This window comes from Paraburkholderia phymatum (genome assembly GCF_038900715.1).
In the GTDB taxonomy this organism is placed as follows: domain Bacteria; phylum Pseudomonadota; class Gammaproteobacteria; order Burkholderiales; family Burkholderiaceae; genus Paraburkholderia; species Paraburkholderia phymatum_A.
Genome location: NZ_JAYMRZ010000016.1, coordinates 145,403 through 166,739, shown reverse-complemented (window position 1 = coordinate 166,739; position 21,337 = coordinate 145,403). Strand labels below are relative to the sequence as shown.

The 21,337-nt window shown below is 63.8% G+C and carries 20 protein-coding genes and 1 tRNA gene; 13 read left to right on the top strand and 8 right to left on the bottom strand.

Annotated elements, in window-relative coordinates:
- Window positions 1-14: 14 nt before the first annotated feature.
- Window positions 15-1,967 carry a sigma-54-dependent Fis family transcriptional regulator gene (locus tag VSR68_RS26945; RefSeq protein WP_342942748.1) on the top strand — a complete coding sequence of 651 codons (1,953 nt, stop codon included), beginning with the start codon at window positions 15-17 and terminating at the stop codon, window positions 1,965-1,967.
- A gap of 132 nt (window positions 1,968-2,099) precedes the next feature.
- On the opposite strand, the gene VSR68_RS26940 is transcribed toward VSR68_RS26945, so the two are convergent.
- Window positions 2,100-3,071, bottom strand: coding sequence for a YafY family protein (locus tag VSR68_RS26940; protein WP_342942747.1), 972 nt, complete (start codon window positions 3,069-3,071; stop codon window positions 2,100-2,102).
- Between the two features lie 93 nt (window positions 3,072-3,164).
- Here VSR68_RS26940 and VSR68_RS26935 point away from each other — a divergent pair, with 93 nt between their 5' ends.
- From VSR68_RS26935 to VSR68_RS26900, 8 genes are all read left to right on the top strand, one after another.
- Window positions 3,165-3,551, top strand: coding sequence for a putative quinol monooxygenase (locus VSR68_RS26935; protein ID WP_342942746.1), 387 nt, complete (start codon window positions 3,165-3,167; stop codon window positions 3,549-3,551).
- Window positions 3,548-4,825, top strand: coding sequence for an APC family permease (locus tag VSR68_RS26930; RefSeq protein ID WP_342942745.1), 1,278 nt, complete (start codon window positions 3,548-3,550; stop codon window positions 4,823-4,825). Before VSR68_RS26935 ends, VSR68_RS26930 begins: the two co-directional genes overlap by 4 nt.
- A gap of 273 nt (window positions 4,826-5,098) precedes the next feature.
- Complete coding sequence (locus tag VSR68_RS26925; protein ID WP_342942814.1) at window positions 5,099-5,485, top strand: DUF2917 domain-containing protein; 387 nt, start codon at window positions 5,099-5,101, stop codon at window positions 5,483-5,485.
- A 167-nt stretch (window positions 5,486-5,652) separates the two neighbouring features.
- Window positions 5,653-6,369 carry an ABC transporter ATP-binding protein gene (locus VSR68_RS26920; RefSeq protein ID WP_342942744.1) on the top strand — a complete coding sequence of 239 codons (717 nt, stop codon included), beginning with the start codon at window positions 5,653-5,655 and terminating at the stop codon, window positions 6,367-6,369.
- Entirely contained in the window at window positions 6,362-8,992 is a 2,631-nt protein-coding gene (locus VSR68_RS26915) for an FtsX-like permease family protein (protein ID WP_342942743.1), read from the top strand. The genes VSR68_RS26920 and VSR68_RS26915 overlap by 8 nt, the downstream gene beginning before the upstream one ends.
- Window positions 8,992-10,125, top strand: a complete 1,134-nt coding sequence (locus tag VSR68_RS26910; RefSeq protein WP_342942742.1) for a carotenoid 1,2-hydratase — start codon at window positions 8,992-8,994, stop codon at window positions 10,123-10,125. The genes VSR68_RS26915 and VSR68_RS26910 overlap by 1 nt, the downstream gene beginning before the upstream one ends.
- 156 nt (window positions 10,126-10,281) lie before the next feature.
- Window positions 10,282-10,593: a DUF4148 domain-containing protein gene (locus VSR68_RS26905; RefSeq protein ID WP_342942741.1), complete on the top strand. Its 312-nt coding sequence runs from the start codon at window positions 10,282-10,284 to the stop codon at window positions 10,591-10,593.
- Between the two features lie 456 nt (window positions 10,594-11,049).
- Window positions 11,050-11,244: a hypothetical protein gene (locus VSR68_RS26900; RefSeq protein WP_342942740.1), complete on the top strand. Its 195-nt coding sequence runs from the start codon at window positions 11,050-11,052 to the stop codon at window positions 11,242-11,244.
- A gap of 215 nt (window positions 11,245-11,459) precedes the next feature.
- Here the strand turns inward: VSR68_RS26900 and VSR68_RS26895 are convergent, their stop codons facing one another.
- A complete protein-coding gene (locus tag VSR68_RS26895) occupies window positions 11,460-12,815 on the bottom strand; it encodes a TAXI family TRAP transporter solute-binding subunit (RefSeq protein ID WP_342942739.1) in 1,356 nt (451 codons plus the stop codon).
- A 198-nt stretch (window positions 12,816-13,013) separates the two neighbouring features.
- On the opposite strand from VSR68_RS26895, the gene VSR68_RS26890 reads away from it, so the two are divergent.
- Window positions 13,014-13,090 (top strand) — tRNA-Val (locus VSR68_RS26890).
- 306 nt (window positions 13,091-13,396) lie between these two features.
- Here the strand turns inward: VSR68_RS26890 and cyoD are convergent.
- The 4 genes from cyoD to cyoA are packed head-to-tail and all read right to left on the bottom strand — an operon-like array spanning window position 13,397 to window position 17,268.
- On the bottom strand, window positions 13,397-13,738 hold the full coding sequence (gene cyoD / locus VSR68_RS26885) for a cytochrome o ubiquinol oxidase subunit IV (protein ID WP_342942738.1): 342 nt from the start codon (window positions 13,736-13,738) through the stop codon (window positions 13,397-13,399).
- Window positions 13,739-14,353, bottom strand: coding sequence for a cytochrome o ubiquinol oxidase subunit III (gene cyoC, locus VSR68_RS26880; RefSeq protein ID WP_342942737.1), 615 nt, complete (start codon window positions 14,351-14,353; stop codon window positions 13,739-13,741).
- Window positions 14,353-16,365 (bottom strand): cytochrome o ubiquinol oxidase subunit I, encoded by a 2,013-nt coding sequence (gene cyoB / locus VSR68_RS26875; RefSeq protein ID WP_342942736.1) that lies wholly within the window; start codon window positions 16,363-16,365, stop codon window positions 14,353-14,355. The genes cyoC and cyoB overlap by 1 nt, the downstream gene beginning before the upstream one ends.
- A 3-nt stretch (window positions 16,366-16,368) precedes the next feature.
- Window positions 16,369-17,268: a ubiquinol oxidase subunit II gene (gene cyoA, locus VSR68_RS26870; protein WP_342942735.1), complete on the bottom strand. Its 900-nt coding sequence runs from the start codon at window positions 17,266-17,268 to the stop codon at window positions 16,369-16,371.
- 510 nt (window positions 17,269-17,778) lie between these two features.
- On the opposite strand from cyoA, the gene VSR68_RS26865 reads away from it, so the two are divergent.
- From VSR68_RS26865 to VSR68_RS26855, 3 genes are all read left to right on the top strand, one after another.
- Entirely contained in the window at window positions 17,779-18,279 is a 501-nt protein-coding gene (locus VSR68_RS26865; RefSeq protein ID WP_342942734.1) for an OmpA family protein, read from the top strand.
- 171 nt (window positions 18,280-18,450) lie between these two features.
- On the top strand, window positions 18,451-18,993 hold the full coding sequence (locus VSR68_RS26860; RefSeq protein ID WP_342942733.1) for a septal ring lytic transglycosylase RlpA family protein: 543 nt from the start codon (window positions 18,451-18,453) through the stop codon (window positions 18,991-18,993).
- Window positions 18,994-19,064: 71 nt separating this feature from the next.
- A complete protein-coding gene (locus tag VSR68_RS26855) occupies window positions 19,065-19,460 on the top strand; it encodes a hypothetical protein (protein ID WP_342942732.1) in 396 nt (131 codons plus the stop codon).
- Between the two features lie 6 nt (window positions 19,461-19,466).
- Here the strand turns inward: VSR68_RS26855 and VSR68_RS26850 are convergent, their stop codons facing one another.
- Both VSR68_RS26850 and VSR68_RS26845 read right to left on the bottom strand, forming a co-directional pair.
- Entirely contained in the window at window positions 19,467-20,666 is a 1,200-nt protein-coding gene (locus tag VSR68_RS26850) for a branched-chain amino acid ABC transporter substrate-binding protein (protein WP_428983592.1), read from the bottom strand.
- Between the two features lie 290 nt (window positions 20,667-20,956).
- Window positions 20,957-21,169: a DUF3079 domain-containing protein gene (locus VSR68_RS26845; RefSeq protein ID WP_342942731.1), complete on the bottom strand. Its 213-nt coding sequence runs from the start codon at window positions 21,167-21,169 to the stop codon at window positions 20,957-20,959.
- Window positions 21,170-21,337: the final 168 nt, after the last annotated feature.

Sequence of the window (21,337 nt, the reverse complement as noted above, 5' to 3'; positions counted from 1 at the left end):
GCCAGGAGCCGACCATGCCTTACGTCTCTCAAACGCAGCACATCGACCGCGTGCGCGGTGCGATCGAAGGACGCCTGCCCGCGCCCGCCAATTCGTCGCGCCTCGTCTCGTCGTGGCAGCGTTCGTATGAGCAATACCGGCTCGATCCGGGCTCCGTGATCGGGCCGCGCGTGTTGACGTCCGCCGAGCTGCGCGAAGTCCAGGGCAAGGAAGAAGCGTTCTTGCGCGCATCGGGCCAGTGCCTCACGCGCCTGCACGACATGATCCGCGTGGCCGACTACTGCGTGATGCTCACCGATGCGCACGGCGTCACGATCGAGTATCGGATCGACCGCGACCGGCGCGGCGATTTCAAGCATGCGGGCCTCTATATCGGCTCGTGCTGGTCGGAGCGCGAAGAAGGCACGTGCGGCGTCGCCAATGTGCTGACGGATCTCGCGCCCATCACCGTGCACAAGACCGATCACTTCCGCGCGGCCTTCACGACGCTCACGTGCAGCGCATCGCCGATCTTCTCGCCGTCGGGCGAACTGATCGGCGTGCTCGATGCGTCGGCCGTGCAGTCGCCCGACAACCGCGACAGCCAGCGGCTCGTGTTTCAGCTCGTGCGGCAAAGCGCGACGCTGATCGAAGACGGCTACTTCCTCAATCAGACCGCGCAGCATTGGGTGATCTTCGGGCACCAGAGCCGCAACTTCGTCGAAGCGCAACCCGAGGTGCTGATCGCCTTCGACGAATGCGGCAACATCGCCGCGTCGAACCGCAAGGCGCAGGAGTGCATCGCGGGGCTGAGCGGGCCGCGCCATGTCGACGAGATCTTCGATACGTCGGCCGTGCATCTGCACGACGTGGCGCGCACGGATACCATCGTGCCGCTGCGTCTGCGCGCGACGGGCGCGTTGCTCTATGCGCGCATTCGCGCGCCGTTGAAGCGCGCTTTGCGTGTCACGCCTGTCGCTTCTTCCGCGAGCGCCTTCAATGCATCATCATCCGATGCACGCGCGGACACGAATCTCGACGCGATCAGCCGCTTCCTGCACAGCCGCGATTCGCGCATCGCGCGCAACGCGGAAGTCGCGCTGCGGATCGCCGGCAAGCATCTGCCGATCCTGATTCTCGGCGAGACGGGCGTCGGCAAGGAAGTGTTCGCGCAGGCGCTGCATGGATCGGGCGCGCGGCGCGCGAAGCCGTTCGTCGCCGTGAATTGCGGCGCGATTCCCGATTCGCTGATCGAGAGCGAACTGTTCGGCTACGCGCCCGGCGCGTTCACGGGCGCGCGCAGCAGAGGCGCGCGCGGCAAGATTGCGCAGGCGAACGGCGGCACGCTGTTCCTCGATGAAATCGGCGACATGCCGCTCAATCTGCAGACACGTCTGTTGCGCGTGCTCGCCGAAGGCGAAGTGCTGCCGCTGGGCGGCGATGCGCCCGTGCGCGTCGATATCGACGTGGTCTGCGCGACGCATCGCGATCTTGCGCGCATGGTCGACGAAGGCACGTTCCGCGAAGACCTGTTCTACCGGCTGAGCGGCGCAACGCTGCATATGCCGCCGCTGCGCGAGCGTGCCGATATTCTCGATGTCGTGCATGCCGTCTTCGACGAGGAAGCGCAAAGCGCGGGACATGTGCTCACTCTGGATGCGCGTCTCGCCGGGCGCCTTGCGCGTTTCTCGTGGCCGGGCAACATCCGCCAGCTGCGCAACGTGTTGCGCTATGCGTGCGCGGTGTGCGATGCGACGCGCGTCGAACTGCGGCATGTGTCGCCGGATGTGGCGGCGCTGCTCGCGCCCGACGAAACGGCGCCGCGTCCTGCGCTCGCGTCTCTCGACGACGAGCGCGCGCGCATCGTCGATGCGCTCACGCGGCATCATTGGCGGCCGAATGCGGCCGCCGAAGCGCTGGGCATATCGCGCGCGACGCTGTATCGGCGGATTGCGAAGCTGGGGATCGTCGGGCCGCATCGGGTTTGATGCTTGCGTTTACGCGTGGGCGCGCGTTTGTGCGTTGTATGCATGCGTGGCGGCGTGTGAGTGCCGGCGTGTGAGTGCCGGCGTGCGGATGCCTGCGTGCGAGTGCCGTCGAAGTGCCTCGCGTCCGCGCGATCAGCCCGCATTGAGCGCCGCGATCCGCTCGCCGAGCTTGCACAAACGCTCGCGCAATTCCGGCGGATCGAGCACTTCGACATGGCCCGCGAAGCCGAGCAATTGCTCGGCCGCATAGCCGAACTGTTCGACGGGCAGCGTCACTTCCTGCCAGCCATCCCGCTCCGAAGGCGGCATGATCTGCGCCTGTTCGACAGCCGCCGCGCCGAGCCGATGCAGACGCGTCATGCCTTCCGGCGACAAACGCAAGCGCGCCGTGTGCTTGAGCAAACCCTTTTCGAATGCCGCGACAGTCGACGTCCATTCGTCGCGCAAGTCGAATCCGTCCGGACGTTCGAACGTTTCATCATGCACCGTCAACTGCGTGATGCTCGATACGCGATAGGTCCGCAACTGCGTGCGCACGCGCGCGACCAGATACCATTCGCCGCCCTTCAGCACGAGCCCGAGCGGGTCGCGCACGCGCACGCCTTCGTGCTCGTCGCGGCCGTTCCACGTGCGGTATTGCATCGAGATGCGCTTCTGCTCCCACACGGCGCCCGCGAGCATCGTGAGCCACGGCGTCGGCGACGGCCGCTGATACCAGCCGACGGGATCGATATGCAGGCGCGAGCCGATGCGCGAGGTGTCGGGCGCGGCATCGGGCAGCGCGGTGACGAGCTTGAGCTGCGCGGCCCTTAGCTGCTCGGACAGGCCGAGATCGGATGCCGCGCCCGTCAGGCCAGCGATCGACAGCGTTTCCGCTTCGGCCTTCGTGATGCCCGTCAGCTTCGCGCGATAGCCGTCGAGCAGCGCGAACCCGCCGCCCGGCCCGCGATCCGCATACACGGGCACGCCCGCCGCACTCAGCTGGTCGATGTCGCGATAGACGGTGCGGATCGACACGTCGAACTCGTCGGCGAGCGCCTGCGCGGTCACGCGGCCCTTGACCTGCAGCATCAACAGCATCGATACGAGACGGCTCGTCGCCAATTTTGAAGCCCTTCCTAATTCATGACATCGGTTGTCAGCTATTGAAGAGTATAACGGTTATCCATCACTGATGATTCAACGAGGATACGTAGTATGCGCGTGACGTATGTGGTCCGTTTCCAGGTGCGGCCCGACAAGCTCGAACGCTTTTTGACGCTGCTGAACGGCGTGCTCGACGCGATGCGCGACGAGCCGGATTTTCATGAAGCCGTGCTGCATCGCGACCCCGATTCACCCTGCCGTCTGATGCTCTACGAGACGTGGGAAAGCCACGAAGAAGCGAGCGACGAACAGATTCACCGGCCGTATCGGCGTGCGTATCACGAGGCGCTGGCCGATCTGCTCGTGCGTCCGCGCGAGGTCACGGAATGGCGCACGATGCGCGCGGATCGCGCCGAGCACGCCGATCTTCACGGCCGTCACAGCACGCCGTCGCTGCAATCGCGCGACGCAAACGAACCAGCCGAGGTTCACGCATGACTGGCTCGCCGCGCGCCGGAAGTCTGAGCGTGATGCAGGGCGCCGCGCTCTATGTGGGCGCGGTGCTCGGCACGGGCGTGATCGCGCTGCCCGCGCTCGCGGCGGAGGCCGCGGGCCCCGCGTCGCTCGTTGCGTGGCTCGCGCTCGTCGTGCTGTCGGTGCCGCTCGCGGCTACGTTCGCCGCGCTCGGCGCACGCTATCCGGACGCGGGCGGCGTGTCGACGTATGTGCGCAACGCGTTCGGGCCGCGCATCGCGGCCATCGTCGGCTGGTGCTTTTACTTTGCAGTGCCCGCGGGCGCACCGGCCGCGGCGATGTTCGGCGGCGCGTATGTCGCGGCGGCGTTCGGTGGCGGCGAATGGGCGGTGATCGGCACGGCCGCCGCGTTGATGCTGACCGTGACGCTCGCCAATGCGCTCGGGCTCACGGTATCGGGAAGGCTGCAACTGGTGCTCGCCGCGTTGCTCGTCGCGCTGCTGCTCGCGGCCGTGATCGCATCGGCGCCGCATGCGCAAACGGCCAACCTGCATCCGTTTGCGCCGCACGGCTGGCTCGCGGTTTTTCCTGCGGCGGCGCTGCTGGTCTGGAGCTTCGCGGGCTGGGAGGCCATCACGCATCTCGCCGCCGAGTTTCGCCGTCCCGCGCATGATCTGCCGATGGCGGCGGGCATTGCCGTCGTCGTGGTCGGCGTGCTGTACGTGGGCGTCGCGACGGCGAGCGTGATGGTGCTCGGGCCGAATGCGGGCGCATCGGGCGCGCCGCTTGCGGAACTGCTCGCGCGGGGACTCGGCGGCAAGGTGCAGATACTGGCCGCCGTCGCCGCGCTGCTGCTCACGCTCGGCACGATGAACGCCTATTTCGCGGGCGCCGCAAAGCTCGGCGCAGCACTGGGACGCGACGGCGCGCTGCCGGAATGGCTCGCACAAGGCAGCCGCGCCGGCGATGTGCCACGCCGCAGCCTGTTCGTGATCGCAGCGCTCGCCACGTTCGCGCTCATCGTCGTGGTCATCGCGGGTGTCGGTCCGAAGCCGCTCGTGCTGCTCACGACAGGTTCGTTCGTCACCGTGTATGCGCTCGGCACGGCGGCCGCGCTGCGGCTGTTGCCGCGCGGCAGCTGGGCGCATCGCTGCGCGCGCGTCGCGCTGGTCGCGGTGGCGGGATTGTGTTGCGCGACGGGCTGGTATCTGTTGTGGCCGCTCGTCATCACAGGCTGCGCATTGCTCTACCTGCGCGTGCGCCGTGTTTTCGTTTCGACTTCGAGAGCCATTCCATGATGATGCGACGCGCGCGAGAAAACTGGTTGACAATACATCGTCGTCACGACACACTCGAATACATGCTGACGCTCACCACCATCGCGAACGCGATTAATAAAAACCCAATGGAACGCCATCGCGGCGGGCCTATGGGAGCGTGCGTGCGTTAGATATCCGCAGCAGCAGTCAGCAGTAGTCAGCTGAACGATCCCAAGGCCCCGCCGGTGAACGGAAGGGGCCTTTTGTTTTAATGGTGCCTTCCGTCTTCCGGCTCATTTGACGGAGTGCATGATGGACAAGGTTTGCCAGCAGTTCACCGATGACGATTCGCTCTGCTTATCGCATTTGCAGGAAGAGCGATTACCGAGAGTCGTCGTCCACTTCGAAGTACAACCCGGCGCAACGATGTCATGGCGCGTCGAGGCGAACACCGAACTCCTGGTGCAAGGCGCACGCGTGTGGCTGACGCGCGCGGCATCACCGTATGACCACTGGTTGCAGATCGGCCACACGTTCCGCTTGCAGCGCGGGGAGCGTGTCTGGGTCAGCACGGATGGCGATACGGCTGCACGCCTTTCTCTGACCACCCATCTCGTGACATCGCGCGGCATGCTGGCGCGATTGATCGAGCGTTGCACTTCGCTGGGCGCCGATATCTTTGCGCCGTGGTCGCGATGAGCGTCTTGCGTTGCGGGGCGGTTGCCGCGTGTTGCTCTTGTCGGTTGCGCTCGTCGGTTGCTTGTGAGCTCTGCGCGGCCAACAGCATGCGCGGATCGCAGCGGCATGCTAAAAAGGCCAAATCCAAAGCCAGAATCAAAGCCGCCGCCCCACAAGCAAGGAGTTCCATGCAGCCTGCCGACAGCCCCGTCCTGCCCGCGCTCGAATGCCGTGAACTGAGCAAGGCATACGACGTGAAGCGCGTCGTGCTCGAGCGCCTCGATTTCGCGCTCGGCGCGGGCGAGTTCGTCGCGATCATGGGCGATTCGGGCGTCGGCAAGTCGACATTGCTGAATCTGATCGCGGGCCTCGATCGCGCGGATAGCGGCGACGTGCTGATCGACGGCACGCCCATCTCGACGCTCGACGACGACGCGGCCACGCGCCTGCGTCGTCAGAAGCTCGGCTTCGTGTTCCAGGCGTTTCATGTGCTGCCGCATCTGACGCTCGCGCAAAACGTCGCGCTGCCGCTGCTGCTGAACGGCATCGCGCCGGCGCGCGCGAACGAAATGCTCGCGGCCGTCGGACTCGAAGGACGCGGCGACGACCTGCCGCGCCAGCTTTCGGGCGGCGAACTGCAACGCGTCGCGATCGCGCGTGCGCTGGTGCACCGGCCCACGCTGATCCTCGCTGACGAGCCGACGGGCAATCTCGACCCCGACACCGCACACGAAGTGCTGGCGCTCTTACGCGAGGAAACGAAAGCGAACGGAGCGGCGGCGATGATGGTTACGCACTCGGAAGCGGCCGCGGCCTTCGCGGACCGCGTCCTCGTTTTGAGCGACGGCAAGCTGCACGCAACGCACGTCCGCTCGTCGCCCGCGCTGCGCCCGTCCGATGAATGACCCGGCATTCGAAGGCAACACGCGACGCAAGACCCACGGTCTGCGCACGCTCACGCGCTGGCTGCTCGCCGCCGAATGGCGCAGCCACAAAGGCCGCGCGCTGATCGCGATTGCGACGATCGCGCTGGGCGTCGCGCTCGGCTACGCGGTCCAGTTGATCAACAGCGCCGCGTTCAACGAGTTTTCGGCGGCCGCGCGCAGCCTGTCGGGCGAAGCGGACTTGCAGGTACGCGGCTCGCAGCCCACGTTCGACGAACGCGCGTATCCGCGGCTTGCAACACAGGCAGGCGTCGCGCTCGCGAGTCCCGTGCTCGAACTCGACGTGACGGTGCCGAGCCGCACCGCGCCGCTGAAAGTGCTCGGCATCGACGTATTCCGCGCAAGCCGCATCGCGCCCGATCTGACGGGCGTGACGGACAGCGATCATCCATTCGACTCGCTCGCCGACGACGCAATCTTCCTCTCGCCCGCCGCGCAGCAGTGGCTCGGCGTGCGCATCGGCGATACGGTGACGCTGCGCAGCGGCACATCGGACGTGCGCTTGCGCGTCGCGGGCGGCATCGTGCGTGCGCGGGCCGGGCAGCGCATCGGCGTGATGGATATCGCGGCCGCGCAGTGGCGCTTCGGGCGGCTCGGCAAGCTGTCGCGCGTCGATCTGCAACTGGAGCGCGGCGTCGATCGCGAACGTTTCCGGCGGGCGTTGCAGGCGCGGCTCGGCAACCGCTTCATGGTGACGGCGACACGCGATGTCGAAAGCCGCACCGACCGGCTCTCGCGCGCCTACCGGATCAACATGAACGTGCTCGCGCTCGTCGCGCTTTTCACCGGCGCGTTTCTCGTGTTCTCGACGCAGGCGCTCGGGGTCGTGCGCCGGCGCGCGCAATTCGCGATGCTGCGCGTGCTCGGCATTACGCGCGCGCAGTTGCTGCGGCAGATCCTGCTCGAAGGCGCGTTGCTCGGTACGTTCGGCGCGATCGGCGGCATTGCGCTCGGCTTCGCGCTTGCTTATGCCGTGCTGCGCTTTTTCGGCAGCGATCTGGGCGGCGGCTATTTTCCGGGCGTGCAGCCGAGTGTCGGCTTCGAGCCCATCGCCAGCGCGATATTTCTTACGCTCGGCATCGGCGTTGCGCTGCTCGGCAGTCTCGTGCCCGCGCTCGAAGCGGCGCGCGCGCATCCCGCGCCGGCCCTGAAGGCGGGCGGCGAAGAAACGGCGCTCGGCAAGCTCTCGACGCCGTGGCCGGCGCTCTGCTGCCTCGCGCTCGGCGCGGCGCTGACGCAGGCGCCGCCTGTCTTCGATATGCCCATCGCGGGCTATCTCGCCGTCGCGCTGCTGCTGATCGGCGGCATTGCGCTGATGCCGCGCGTCACGTCGCTGCTGTTCCGAGCGCTGAGCCGCGCGCGCAACGGACGGCAGCGCGCGCCCGTCACGGCGCTCGCGCTCGCGCGGCTCGCGAACGCGCCGGGGCAGGCGTCGATTGCGATGGGCGGCGTGCTGTCGAGCTTCACGCTGATCGTCGCGATGGCGATCATGGTGTCGAGCTTTCGCGTGTCGGTCGAGGAATGGCTCGCGCATCTGCTTTCCGCCGATGTCTACGTGCGCGTTGCGCCGAACGGCGACACGGGCGGCTTGAATCCGCAGCAGCAGGCGATGATCACCGCGACGCGCGGCATCCGGCACGCGGCGTTCGCGCGCACGTCGCAACTGGCGCTCGATCCGTCGCGGCCCGCCGTGGCGCTGCTTGCGCGGGAAATCGACGCCGCCGACCCGGGCGCGAACCTGCAGATCACGGGCGAGACACTTTCGCCGTCCGCGTTGAGAGCGGGCGAAACGCCTGTCTGGGCGTCCGAAGCGATGGTCGATCTGTATGGCTATCACGTCGGTCAACGGCTGACGCTGCCGATCGGAACATTTGGAACATTAAGCGCATCCGGCGCATCGAGCGCACCTGGCACGCACGGCGGGCACGGCTCGGTGTTCGTCGTCGCGGGCATCTGGCGCGATTACGTGCGGCAGACGGGTGCGCTCGAAATCCGTCTCGCCGACTATCGGCGCCTCACGGGCGACACCAGCGCCACCGACGCCGCCCTCACGCTCGATCGCGGCGTAAGCGCCGCGCAGGCGATCGCCGCGATGCGCGCGCTGCCGTTCGCAAGCGCGCTCGACTTCGCGCAACCCGGCGAGATCCGCGCGCGCACGTTGACGATCTTCGACCGCAGCTTCGCCGTCACGTATCTGCTGGAAGCCGTCGCCATCGTGATCGGGCTGTTCGGCGTCGCGGCGACCTTTTCCGCGCAGACGCTCTCCCGCTCGCGCGAGTTCGGCATGCTGCGCCACGTCGGCGTGACGCGCGGACAGATTCTCGCGCTGCTCGCGACGGAAGGCGGACTGCTCACTGCGCTCGGCATCGCGATGGGCTGCGCGCTCGGTTTCGCGATCAGTCTGATACTCGTGTTCGTCGTCAATCCGCAGTCGTTTCACTGGAGCATGTCGTTGCATGTGCCGTGGACGTTGCTGTCGGCGCTGGCCGTCGTGATGCTCGCGTCGTCGTGTACGACGGCAGTGGCGGCAGGCCGGCGGGCGGTGTCCGTCGATGCCGTGCGCGCCGTCAGGGAGGACTGGTGATGCGCGGCGTGCTTCTTCTGTCGTCCATGTTCGCTTGTGTGTTGTGCGCATCGTCGGCTGCGCTTGCAGGCGAACAGCCCGCCGACTCCCCATTCGCGAACGTGACACCCGACAAGCCCGTCGTGTTGCCGCAGGACACGGGCGCGCATCCCGCGTTTCGCACCGAATGGTGGTACGCGACGGGCTGGCTCGAAACACCCGACCATCAGCCGCTCGGCTTTCAGATCACGTTTTTCCGCTCGGCGACGGGCCATCCCGCGAGCGATCCGAGCGCCTTCGCGCCGACGCAGCTGATCATCGCGCATGCCGCGCTGAGCGACCCATCGTTCGGCCGCCTCGTGCACGATCAGAAGATCGCGCGGCAAGGTTTCGGCCTTGCCTATGCGAAGCCGGATAACACCGACGTGCGGCTCGACACGTGGCGCATGGTTCGCGCGCCCGACGGTCACTACGACGTCACGGCCGACGCCGCCGGCCTCGCGCTGCATCTCACTTTCACGCCAACGCAGGCGCCGCTCGTTCAGGGCGCGAACGGCTATTCGCGCAAAGGGCCGCTGCCGGAGCAGGCGAGCTACTACTACAGCGAGCCGCAACTGCGCGTGACGGGGAGCGTCACGCGCCCTGCCGCCAGCGGCACGAGCGGCGCGGCGGCCTCGACGCCCACGCCCGTGACGGGCAGCGCGTGGCTCGATCACGAATGGTCGAGCGCGCTGCTCGCCGCCGACGCGGCCGGCTGGGACTGGCTCGGCGCGAATCTGTCGGACGGCGCGGCGCTGATGGCGTTCAAGGTGCGTGGCGTCGACGGACACGCGGTCTGGGCCCATGCCGCGCTGCGTACCGCCGATGGGCGCGTCACGCAATACGGTCCCGGCGCCGTCGATTTCACGCCCGTCCGCCAATGGCGCTCGCCGCGCACGAATACGCTGTATCCCGTGGCGACCGTCGTCCGGACAGGCGACACGCGCTGGCAACTGACGCCGTTGCTCGACGATCAGGAACTCGATTCGCGCGATTCGACGGGCGCGCTGTATTGGGAAGGCGCCGTCACCGTCAGCCGTGACGGTCAGCCGGCCGGGCGTGGCTACCTCGAACTGACCGGCTACGGGAAAAAGTTGAAGCTGGAGCAACGCTGAGCCTCGTTGCAGCGCACTCATAGTGTTAACCCTTGATTTTGGAAGGATCACTTCCACCACGGAGCCTTAATCTTAAGCGCCTACTTACCTACACTTCCTTCCACACTGATTGCGAACAGGGCTGTTCGCAAAGTCATAGCAGAGTTGGAGGTTGTCATGAAGTCGCTGATCAAGGCTGTTGCCGTCGCCGTTGTTCTTGCTGTTCCTGCCGTGTCGTTCGCTCAGGCGAACCAGCCTGTCACCCGCGCCCAGGTCCGCGCGGAACTGGTTCAACTGGAGAAGGCCGGCTATCGTCCGGGCGCAGGCTCGGAAGCGCATTATCCGGATGAAGTGCTCGCCGCGCAGGCACGCGTGAACGCGCAAAACGGCGCGGCAAGCGGTTACGGCGGCGTTGCGAACGGCGTGTCGCAATCGGGTCGGCCGGGCGTGTCGGCTGCGGACTGGAACGCGATGTACGGCCGTCCGTAAGCCGTCGCAGGCTTGGCTGAATCAGAAGCCTGTTCCGATCATGTCGGGACAGGCTTTTTCACAAGTGCAGCACGTGACGCGTGCAACAGAATTTTCCGAAGCTATCGCGCGAACAGGACGCAGGGGAAACAGAAAATTTCATATTTTGCGGAAAGGTAGGAAAAAGCGAATCCCTTTCGATTCCAGTCGAAAAAACCGGCGCTAGACTGCGATTGGCCGTTGCGTGAGCTTCCTCGCGGCACGGCCATTTAATTTCGTCATGCTAATTTGTATCAGGAGATAGTGATGAGGAAGATTGGTCGCGCCGAACTCGCAAAGATGCAGAACCGGCGGCGGGTGGAACTTTCAAGCTCTTCGGTTGGCGAATCCAGCCGCCAAGCCGTCCGGTGACGTGACGCGCCTGAAAGGTTGTGCCTCTGGTCGCATATTGAATGTCACTTGATAACAGGAAACACAATGAAGAAGTTCATTGCCTTAGCCGCTTCAGCAATGGCGCTGCTGGCGGCCTCTCAATCCGCGTTGGCCGTTTATCCCTACACCTATGATCCAGATCCAGCTTGCAACGTCACGGAATGGTTGACGGTGTGCAACAGGAACGGATGCCAGCAGGTGCCCGCAAACGGCGACTGTAGCTACACGGCTGGCTGGTAACGGGTCCCTTCGATGCGTCGCAATGGCGAGCGGATCGCCCGCCATTGCCGTCGCGTTTGAATACAGGTGGAAACTTCGTCAAGTCTGTGACGTCATCTGATGGCGCCTTGTCCACAGATTCCGTGGGCAACCCTGTGGACAACGCCCGGACTCCGTACGCATCTGCTTGACGCACCACGACTTTTCACGTCGGAGCAAGCACACGGCACCCGCCGCTATTGATGCGCGCGCACCCGCTCCGGAACGCCCTCCAACCGCTGCCGCACGAACCGCACATGCTCGCGCAGCACATAGAAGCCGTCGGCGTAGGCAAGCGGCAGCCGCAACGTGTTCAACGAAGCGTCGATCTGATCGAGCTCCATCAGCAGCTTGCTGCGCTCCTCGGCGGATGCGTCGCGCATCGCCTCGCGCTCGATCGCGATCAGCGAGCCGTAGTAGCGATAGATGCGCGAGCGCACGCGCCAGGTGAACAGCGCCGGAATCAGCCGCAACGCGGGGAACAGCAGCACGGCGATCGGCAGCAGCAGCACGAGCAGCCGATCGACCACGGTCGCGAGCCAGAACGGCAGCGTCCGGTACAGGAAGCTCTTGCCTGACTTGTAGTAGCGCGTCGCGTCCTCGCTGATGCGGAACTCGCGCACCGTCGGATTCGGAAACTGCCCCGCCTTCTGCAACAGGCCCGCCATTCCGTGCACTTCCTGCGCCGCTTCGATCAACAGATCGGAGATAGCCGGATGAAGATGGTCGCGCGCGACGAGCTCGACGGTCGGGCTGATCAGATGCACCGTCTCCGGCGGAATCCGCCGGCGCAGATCGAGCACGCCAGGCGGCAGGTCGAGTTCGTCGAGATACGGAAAAATCCTCGTGTAGGCGCTCGCCTCGCCAAAGTCCATCACCGAAATGCCGGGAATGCCGAGCAGCCGCAACATCAGCACGCGCGTGGCCGAGTCGCCGCTCAGCAGCGCGGCGTCGACCTGGTTCGAGACGAGCGCCTTCGCGGCATCGAGCCCGTCGAGCGGCAGCAGCGTCGTATCGCCGCCCGGGTAGACGCCGTTCGCTTCGAGCAGATTCAGCGACAGCATCCGCGTCCCGCTGCCCTCGCGGCCGATCGCGATGCGCTTGCCCTCCAGATCCGACAGTTGCGTCAAACCCCGGCCGCGATAGAACACGATAATCGGCACATACGTGACGCTTCCGAGCGACATCAGCGACGTCGTATCCCGTCCGCCGGACACGCCGCCCTGCACGAGCGCGATGTCCACCTTCTGTTTCGGATCGAGCAGCCGGTCGAGGTTCTGCACCGAGCCGTCCGATGCCAGCACCTTGAGCGTCACGCCGTTGCGCGCGAGGATCTTTCGATACTCCTGCGCGATCTGCATAAACGAGCTGTCGTGCGGGCCGGCGCTGATCGTGATCGTGCGCGGCGGCGCCGGATCGACGAGCCACACGACGAGCCAGACGACGACGGCAAACAGCAGCACGAATGGCAATGACGTCCATGCCAGATCGCGCCATACGGTATGCGTGTGGTCGCGAACGAAGTGCGGAAAATGTGGACGAAATCCTTTCATGAACCGGCTCGCCTCCGATGTGCGTCATCGTCAATCGTAGCCGTCTCGCGCCGTTCTGGGGAGCACCCGAAACAGGAGCGGCGCGGCGTCCGCGTGCCGTTCGACGGCCCAGTACCCGCGCGAACACGTCCATCGGCACAAAATTACGCCGAGGACTTGCGCGATCGAAAGTGTGTCTCTATAATTCGCGCCTTCGCTAGGCTCGTAGCTCAGCTGGTTAGAGCACCACCTTGACATGGTGGGGGTCGTTGGTTCGAGTCCAATCGAGCCTACCAACGAATATATGAAGTACACGGAAGCGGCAAGCATCGGATGCTTGCCGCTTTTTTTCGTTCCGGCTCTGCGTGAGCTTCCTGCGTTGCCGCGCCCTGCCTGCTTTCATTTCCACGATTCGCACGCCGACTTGCGTCGCCTGATACGGCACTATGGCGCAATCGCTTCCGCTTCGCTTGCCTGACACGCGATAGCGGCGCACATCGGCCCGGGCCAATAAAAAAGCCGAAGAACATTGCTGTCCTTCGGCTTCGCATCCGCCTTCACCGCGCCTTACGACGCGATGCGCGGATGGATCGTCAACGCAATTAGCGCGACATCATGTTCATGCTGACGTTGTTCATCACCCATACCGTCCCGAACACGAGGAACATCGCAGCCAGCACCGTGTAAGCGAGCGCGAGGGTATTCCAGCGCTGGCCCGACGTCGACACGCTCATGTGCAGGAAAAACACCAGATGCACGACGATCTGCACGACGGCAAGCGCGGCAAGCGCGAGCGGCGCGGAACTGGACGGCAACCAGCCCTGCATCACGACGCCGAACGCGGCGGCCGTCAACACCACAGCCAGAACGAAACCGACCACATAGCTGCCGATACCGCCGTGGCCCGCTTCCGGATGAAGCGCATGTGAATTCGAGTGAGCCATTTAGACCACGCTCCCAAGATAGACAAAGGTAAACACGCCGATCCACACCACGTCGAGGAAGTGCCAGAAGAGGCTCAGGCACGTCAGACGCGTGATCTCGCGCTGCGTCAGTTGCGGCGCGCGCGCCACCTGAACGGCCAGCACGGCCATCCAGATCAGCCCCGTCGCGACGTGCAGGCCGTGCGTGCCGACCAGCGCGAAGAACGACGACAGGAACGCGCTGCGCGACGGACCGGCGCCTTCCGCGATCAGATGCGAGAACTCGGTCAACTCCAGTTTCAGGAACACGAGGCCGAGCACGAACGTGACGGCGAGCCACGTCAGCACGGCACGCGGGTTGTCGCGGCGTGCAGCGACCATCGCGAAGCCGTAGGTGATGCTGCTCAACAGCAGCGCAGCCGTTTCGAGGGCGACGCCGGGAATGTCGAACAGATCCTTGCCCGTCGGCCCGGCGTTGAACTGGTGCGCCATGACGGCGAAAACCGCAAACAACGACGCGAACAGCACGCAGTCGGTCATCAGGTACAGCCAGAAGCCGAACACCGAATGCGATTCGCCGTGATGGCCGTGGCCGTCGACCTCGTTCAAGGTTGCGGCAGAGACTTTTTGCAGCATCACTCGACCTCCGCGAGAGCCAGCGGCGCTTCAGCATGCTTCGGAAGCGGCGCGCGGCTTTTGTTTTCGATTGACCGCACCACGTCGGCCGGGATGTAGTAGCCCTCGTCGCGGCTGAAGCTGCGGCCGATCACGGTCGCCGCGATCGCCACCAGCGACACGATCGCGAGCCACCAGATATGCCACACGGCGGCGAAGCCGAGCGCGAGGCTGAACATGCCGATGAAGAAGCCAGCGCCCGTGTTCGACGGCATGTGGATGTCCTGATAGTCCGCCTGCACGCCGAGACCTCGGCCCGTTTCCTTCATATGCGCGAACGCATCCAGCTCCTCGACGACGGGGATCGTCGCGAAGTTATAGACGGGCGGCGGCGACGAGATCGACCATTCGAGCGTGCGCGCGCCCCACGGATCGCCCGTGACATCGCGATATTCCGGCTTGTTACGGTTGATGATGCTGACCACGACCTGCGTGACCTGGAACACGACGCCCGTGGCGATCAGCGCGACGCCGCATGCCGCGACGATCATGTACGGCTGCCATGCGGGATTGTCGTAGTGGTTCAGACGACGCGTCGCGCCCATGAAGCCGAGCACGTAAAGCGGCGTGAAGGCCACGAAGAAACCGACGAACCAGCACCAGAACGCGCACTTGCCGAGCCTGTCGTTCAGCTTGAAACCGAACACCTTCGGGAACCAGTAGCTGAAGCCGGCCAGATAGCCGAACACCACGCCGCCGATAATCGTGTTGTGGAAGTGCGCGACGAGGAACAGGCTGTTGTGCAGCACGAAGTCCGCGCCCGGAATCGCCAGCATCACGCCCGTCATGCCGCCGATCGTGAACGTGACCATGAAGCCGATCGTCCACAGCACGGGCGCCGTGAACTGGAGGCGGCCGCGATACATCGTGAACAGCCAGTTGAATATCTTCACGCCCGTCGGAATGGCGATAATCATCGTCGCGATGCCGAAGAATGCGTTGACGTCCGCGCCCGAACCCATCGTGAAGAAGTGGTGCGCCCACACGAGGAACGCCAGCACCATGATCGCGCACGATGCGTACACCATCGTCTTGTAGCCGAACAGCGGCTTCTTCGCGAACGTCGAGATCACTTCCGAATAGATGCCGAACGCGGGCAGAACCAGGATGTAAACCTCCGGGTGTCCCCAGGCCCAGATCAGGTTCAGATACAGCATTGCGTTGCCGCCGGCCTCGTTCGTGAAGAAGTGCATGTCCATGTAGCGGTCGAGACCGAGCAGCGCCAGCGCAACCGTCAGGATCGGGAACGTCGCCATGATCAGCACGTTCGAGCACAGCGCCGTCCACGTGAACACGGGCATCTTCATCAGCGTCATGCCGGGCGCGCGCATCCGGACGATCGTCACGAAGAAGTTGATCGCCGTGATCAGCGTGCCGACGCCGGACAGTTCCAGCGCCCAGATGTAATAGTCGACGCCTGCGCCCGGACTGAACTGCAACTCGGAGAGCGGCGGATACGCGAGCCAGCCGACCTGCGCGAACTCGCCGATCACGAGCGAAATGTTCATCAGGATCGCGCTGATCGCCGTCATCCAGAAACTCAGCGAGTTCAGGAACGGGAACGCGACGTCGCGCGCGCCGATCTGCAGCGGCACGACGATGTTGAACAGGCCCACCATCAACGCCATCGCCATGAAGAAAATCATGATGACGCCGTGCGCGGTGAAAATCTGGTCGTAGTGATGCGGCGGCAGATAGCCCGCCGCGCCGCCGCTCGCGAGCGCGAGTTGCAGACGCATCATCACCGCGTCAGCGAAGCCGCGCAGCAGCATCAGCACGGCCACGACGATGTACATCACGCCGATTCTCTTGTGATCGACGCTCGTGAGCCATTCGGTCCACAGCCAGCGCCACTTGTGCGCGCGCGTAAGAAACACAGCGACGGCCAGAACGATCAGCCCCATGAGCGCGCCCGCGCCCATGATGATCGGCTGATCGAACGGAATCGCCTCTAAAGTCAGATTGCCGAACATGCGTTACTCCTTCGAAGCGTTCGTGCCGCAGTTGGCGTCACGGAAATCGACGACATGGCCACTGTTGTATTTCGCAATGACGTTGTGGAACAGCTTCGGGTCCACCGACGAGAAATAGCGCACCGGCTCCTTCTCGCTCGGCTTCGCGACCACGCCGTAGTGGTCCATGTCGAGCCGGTCCGGCGACGCCTTGACCTTCTGCACCCAGCCGTTGAAATCGGCCTGGCTCACGGCGAGCGTGCGGAACTTCATGTCCGAGAAGCCCTTGCCGCTGAAATTCGCCGACACGCCCGCGTAGTCGCCCGGCGCGTCCGCGATCAGATGCACGCGCGTCTGCATGCCCGCCATCGCGTACACCTGCGTGCCGAGTTGCGGGATGAAGAACGAGTTCATCACGGAGTCGGACGTGATGTGGAAGTTGACGGGCGTGCCGACGGGCATCGCCAGCTGGTTCACCGAAGCAATGCCGAGGTCGGGATAGATGAAGAGCCACTTCCAGTCGAGCGCGACGACTTCGACGTCGATCGGCTTGACGTTCGATTCGAGCGGCTTGTACGGATCGAGCTCGTGCGTGGTTCTCCACGTCAGGATGCCAAGGAACAGAATGATCAGCGCGGGTATCGTCCACACGACCACTTCGATCGCCGTCGAATGCGACCACTTCGGTGCGTAGGCCGCGTTCCGGTTCGACGCCCGATAGCGCCACGCGAACAATAACGTCAACAGAATGACGGGAATGACGACGATCAGCATCGCCCAGGTCGCCGTCGCTATCAGCGACTTTTCAGCGACCCCGACGCTGCCTTTCGGGTCAAGCACTTCAAGTTGACATCCCGTGAGAAACGCAGTCAGACCGATGCTGACCGGTATGAGGCAACCTCTGAAGGTTCTTTTGGCTAACATATTTGCCCAATGATCGTTGAACCACGCTATGCACGTGTGGGGTTTGCAAGGCAAAGTGCACAAGGTCTTATGTGCTCGGCGATTCTAGGGACACGCCGGTTTTCAAATCGTGATCTCCATCAAGGACACAGCCGGGAAATTGGTGTTAGGCATGCGACCTGATGTCACACAGTCGATGATCAACGGGCGCCAGAGACTCGAAACCCACCTTTCACTTGCCGACAACGTCCGCAGCGCCGTTGTCGATTGACGTCGACGAATGTGGATTGTCGATTCGACACGGCGCCGCCGGCCGAAAGTTTCACGCTTGTTTGCAATCCGGCGCATGCATGCGACACCTTCTTGTCAAATTTCGAAAAAACTATGGATAACTGATCATGATCTTGTCTTTTCGGATAAAGAATTGAGGTTCGAAGCGCTTGCCTTCGCATCGCAGTGGTCGCGCGATGACCCGACTGTCGCCCGTAAAAGCGCCTGTCCGTTCCCAACTTCCGCAAAGACACCACGATCATGAGAAAACTGTTGCCTCTCGTCACCTGTGCCTTGTCCCTTTCGCTGCTGGCCGCCTGCTCGGGACTCGATCGTCAAAATGAAGAAGCGCTCAACCGGAAAGCCGGCATCGAAGTGACGCAGGTCAAGGACGGCGTGCAGGTGCGTCTGCCCGAGAAAGTCCTGTTCAACTTCAACGAGTCGAGCTTGCGCGCCGACGCCGAACCTGCCATCGCACGCGTCGTCGTCGTGCTGAACCGCACGAAAAAGCCGATGATCGTCGAAGGCCATACGGATAACGTCGGCACGCGCGAATACAACCAGCACTTGTCAGAAGCACGCGCAAAGACGGTGGCGGATGAGCTGGAGCGCCGCGGCATCGGCGCTTCGCGCGTTTCGCTGAAGGGCTACGCGTTCGACCGCCCCGTCTCGGACAACGACACACCCGAAGGCCGTGCACGCAATCGCCGCACAGAGATCGTCGTGACGGGCGAATCGCTCGAAGCCGTGATGGGCAAGTAACCGACAGCGGCTATGGCAGGCGTTTCCGGACGCCTGCTCTCCGTCGCTCACTCGTTCCCATTGCGATAACGGTAAACATCTGTCAAGAATTCGGCGCGACGCCGGCACTTCGTCAACGCGAACTTTTCGAGACCGTTAGATCCCGTTCCTCGTGACAATTCAGGGTCGAACGTGCCGTTTATCCGCTATTTTGGAATGCTATTAATTTCGGGTTTATGTGCCGCTTGTGCGCAAAATCCAACCGAGCACCAGGCATTCAGTGCGAACGTAATCACTTCCTCAGACTCGGCGCCGCGCATGTCGACCGCCACTCCCGTCGATATTTCAGCAAGCGAGCCAATCGCGCAGCCCTTGGACGTCGCGTTCAAATCTACGGCTGGTGCGCTGCAATCGGGCGATGCCTCGTGGTATGCATCGAAGTTTCATGGACGCCGGACCGCAAACGGAGAACGCTACGACCATCTGTCGATGACGGCCGCTCATCGCACGCTGCCGTTCGGTTCATACGTGCGTGTCACCTTGCTGGTGACGGAAAAGTCGGTCGTCGTGCGCATCAACGATCGCGGCCCGTTTGTGAAAGGCCGCATCATCGATCTCTCCTACGCCGCAGCGAAAGCGTTAGGACTGACACACGCGCGGTCGCGGCGCGTACAGATCGAACGGATCGGGAAGACAGCCGACAAATTCACGTCCGCCGACGGATCGAAATCTTGATCCGTCAGAAGCCTTATGCCCATGCTCGCGCGAGGCGGCATATCGAAAGATGTGACGAGTGGCGCGCACGCGTGCGCCTCGTCACCTTAGTCGGTCGGCTCGCGCTCGCGATAAGCGGGCTCGCACTGTGTGCCGCCGACGTGTTAGCGGTTCAACCCGGTCCCGAGTCGACGATCGTCGTGCTGCCGTTGGAAACTTTCGCTGGTGTGCCCGCGAAGCCCGCCGCCAAAGTTCATGCGCCGAAACCGATGCCCGCGCGCACCATACGACGCAAGCACCACGCGGGCCGCAGAACGGGCGCGCGTCGCCCGAACATTTACTACCGCTGGTCCTCCGAACAACTGATGCTAGGTGGCGTCAATCCATCCGGAATCGGCAAGGAAGCGGGCGGCGCGAGCGGAAAGCCGGCAACGGACAGCGCGGCTCGCGCCAGGCAGAAGCCGCGCCGGTTGCACCAGTCTTCTTGAGGCGACTCAGGTCGACGCACCGCCGAACTTCACGACATCGAGAAGTGTCTTCTTCTTGTCCTGATAGTGATACAGCGTGATCGCGCCTTCCTTCATGTCACCGTGCGCATCGAATGCGATGTGGCCGATGACACCGTTGTAATCGGTGGCAGGGATCGCGTTCAGCACCTTCGCGGCATCTGTTGTGTTGGCCCGCTTCATCGCGTCGGCGACGACGTATACGGCGTCGTAGGCGAACGGCGCGTTGAAGAGAATCGGCCCATTGAAGCGCGCTTCGAAGCGCTTTTCGAACTCAGCGCCCTTCGGCATACGCGACACGGCGAGACTCGCTTCAGAACAAACAAGATTGTTCACCGCGTCGCCCGCGAGTTCGGCCACTTTCTCTGTGCACGCGCCATCGCCGCTCAGCACCTTGGCGGTCAAGCCGAGTGCGGCCGCCTGGCGGATGAACGGGCCAACGGTCGAATCCATGCCGCCGAACATGATGACGTCGGGATGCGCGCTCTTGATCGTGGTGAGAATGGCGCGGAAATCGGTTGCCTTGTCGGTCGTGGCCTCTCGCGCGACGATGCGTCCGCCGCTCGCCTGCGCCGCTTTCGCAAACTCGTCGGCGAGACCCTTGCCGTACGCCGTCGCATCGTCGACGACGGCAATCGACTTCGCGTTCAGCGACTTGAGTGCATAGTCGCCGAGCGCGGGCCCCTGCTGCGCATCCGTCGCGACCACGCGATACGCGCTCTTGTAGCCTTGTTTCGTATAGTCCGGGTTGGTCGACGACGGCGAAATCTCGACGATATTCGCCTCGTTGTAGATGCGCGAGGCGGGAATCGAGACGCCGGAGTTCAAGTGGCCAATCACCGCGACGACGTGCTCGTCGACGAATTTCTGCGCGATCTGCGTTCCCGTCTTCGGATCGGCTGCGTCGTCCTCCCCGTCGAGTTCCAGACGCACCTTGCGCCCGCCGATCACGAGCCCCGTCTTGTTGATCTCTTCCACGGCGAGACGCGCGCCGTTCTCGTTGTCCTTGCCGAGGTGGCTGCTGCCGCCAGTCAGCGGCCCGACGTGGCCGATCTTCACCACTTCTTCGTCAGCCCCTCCAGCGCCTTGAGCGGCGGCCTGAGGCTGCGGCTCTTTCTTGCCGCAACCCGTCAGCGTCAAAGTGGTCGACGAGAGGCCGATCAACGTCAGTTTTGCGAGATTCTTCAACAGCTTTCTCCTCCATGAATTTTCGATAAAATTGCGATCTTGATGCTCTGACCGTTCGATTCGTATTCCAAACTGATATTCAAAAACGGTAGCACAGAGGATTGGTCTGCACTGTCAAGATTGGTCAATCGACCGATTGGCGATGCGCCTTCATGTCAGCGGCGCTCGATGGGAAAGGACGACAGGTTGACGACACGGACGCACAAAGCGGAGGTTGCTTCGCGGAGATATCGAGCGCGCTGGCTCGTGCGGGAGGAGATGGGTTTGCAACTGCTTCGACGACGCAAAGTCTACCGCATCACGCTACTCGATTCGTTCGCTTCTTCAGGAACCTCGATTCCCCAGTCGCCCACTGTGTACCAGTCGTCGCCGAGCAGTTCGATCGGGTGCTGCGTTCTGCTCGATCCGTTGCCGCACTGCATCGAATCTTTAGGGCAGTAATGATCGCATCCCCAGCAGATCCGTTCAGGATGTATCGGATGCAGTGGAAATTTTTTGGCCATTGTCGAATCGATGTGCGCAGGTCGGGAACACCATTGATGATAGTGCCCGCATGCGCGACAGCCATGCGACATGATTTCGCAGCAGACGACGGCAGCCTTTCCGGCGAGCACGCCCGCGCAAACAAAAACGGGCTAGCCGAAGCTAGCCCGCCCACCCGCATCGATTCG

Coding starts and splice junctions, on each gene's coding strand:
- VSR68_RS26945 (WP_342942748.1), top strand. CDS start 15: ATGCCTTACGTCTCTCAAACGCAGCACATCGACCGCGTGCGCGGTGCG.
- VSR68_RS26935 (WP_342942746.1), top strand. CDS start 3,165: ATGCGCGTGACGTATGTGGTCCGTTTCCAGGTGCGGCCCGACAAGCTC.
- VSR68_RS26930 (WP_342942745.1), top strand. CDS start 3,548: ATGACTGGCTCGCCGCGCGCCGGAAGTCTGAGCGTGATGCAGGGCGCC.
- VSR68_RS26925 (WP_342942814.1), top strand. CDS start 5,099: ATGGACAAGGTTTGCCAGCAGTTCACCGATGACGATTCGCTCTGCTTA.
- VSR68_RS26920 (WP_342942744.1), top strand. CDS start 5,653: ATGCAGCCTGCCGACAGCCCCGTCCTGCCCGCGCTCGAATGCCGTGAA.
- VSR68_RS26915 (WP_342942743.1), top strand. CDS start 6,362: ATGAATGACCCGGCATTCGAAGGCAACACGCGACGCAAGACCCACGGT.
- VSR68_RS26910 (WP_342942742.1), top strand. CDS start 8,992: ATGCGCGGCGTGCTTCTTCTGTCGTCCATGTTCGCTTGTGTGTTGTGC.
- VSR68_RS26905 (WP_342942741.1), top strand. CDS start 10,282: ATGAAGTCGCTGATCAAGGCTGTTGCCGTCGCCGTTGTTCTTGCTGTT.
- VSR68_RS26900 (WP_342942740.1), top strand. CDS start 11,050: ATGAAGAAGTTCATTGCCTTAGCCGCTTCAGCAATGGCGCTGCTGGCG.
- VSR68_RS26895 (WP_342942739.1), bottom strand. CDS start 12,815: ATGAAAGGATTTCGTCCACATTTTCCGCACTTCGTTCGCGACCACACG.
- cyoD (WP_342942738.1), bottom strand. CDS start 13,738: ATGGCTCACTCGAATTCACATGCGCTTCATCCGGAAGCGGGCCACGGC.
- cyoC (WP_342942737.1), bottom strand. CDS start 14,353: ATGCTGCAAAAAGTCTCTGCCGCAACCTTGAACGAGGTCGACGGCCAC.
- cyoB (WP_342942736.1), bottom strand. CDS start 16,365: ATGTTCGGCAATCTGACTTTAGAGGCGATTCCGTTCGATCAGCCGATC.
- cyoA (WP_342942735.1), bottom strand. CDS start 17,268: ATGTTAGCCAAAAGAACCTTCAGAGGTTGCCTCATACCGGTCAGCATC.
- VSR68_RS26865 (WP_342942734.1), top strand. CDS start 17,779: ATGAGAAAACTGTTGCCTCTCGTCACCTGTGCCTTGTCCCTTTCGCTG.
- VSR68_RS26845 (WP_342942731.1), bottom strand. CDS start 21,169: ATGGCCAAAAAATTTCCACTGCATCCGATACATCCTGAACGGATCTGC.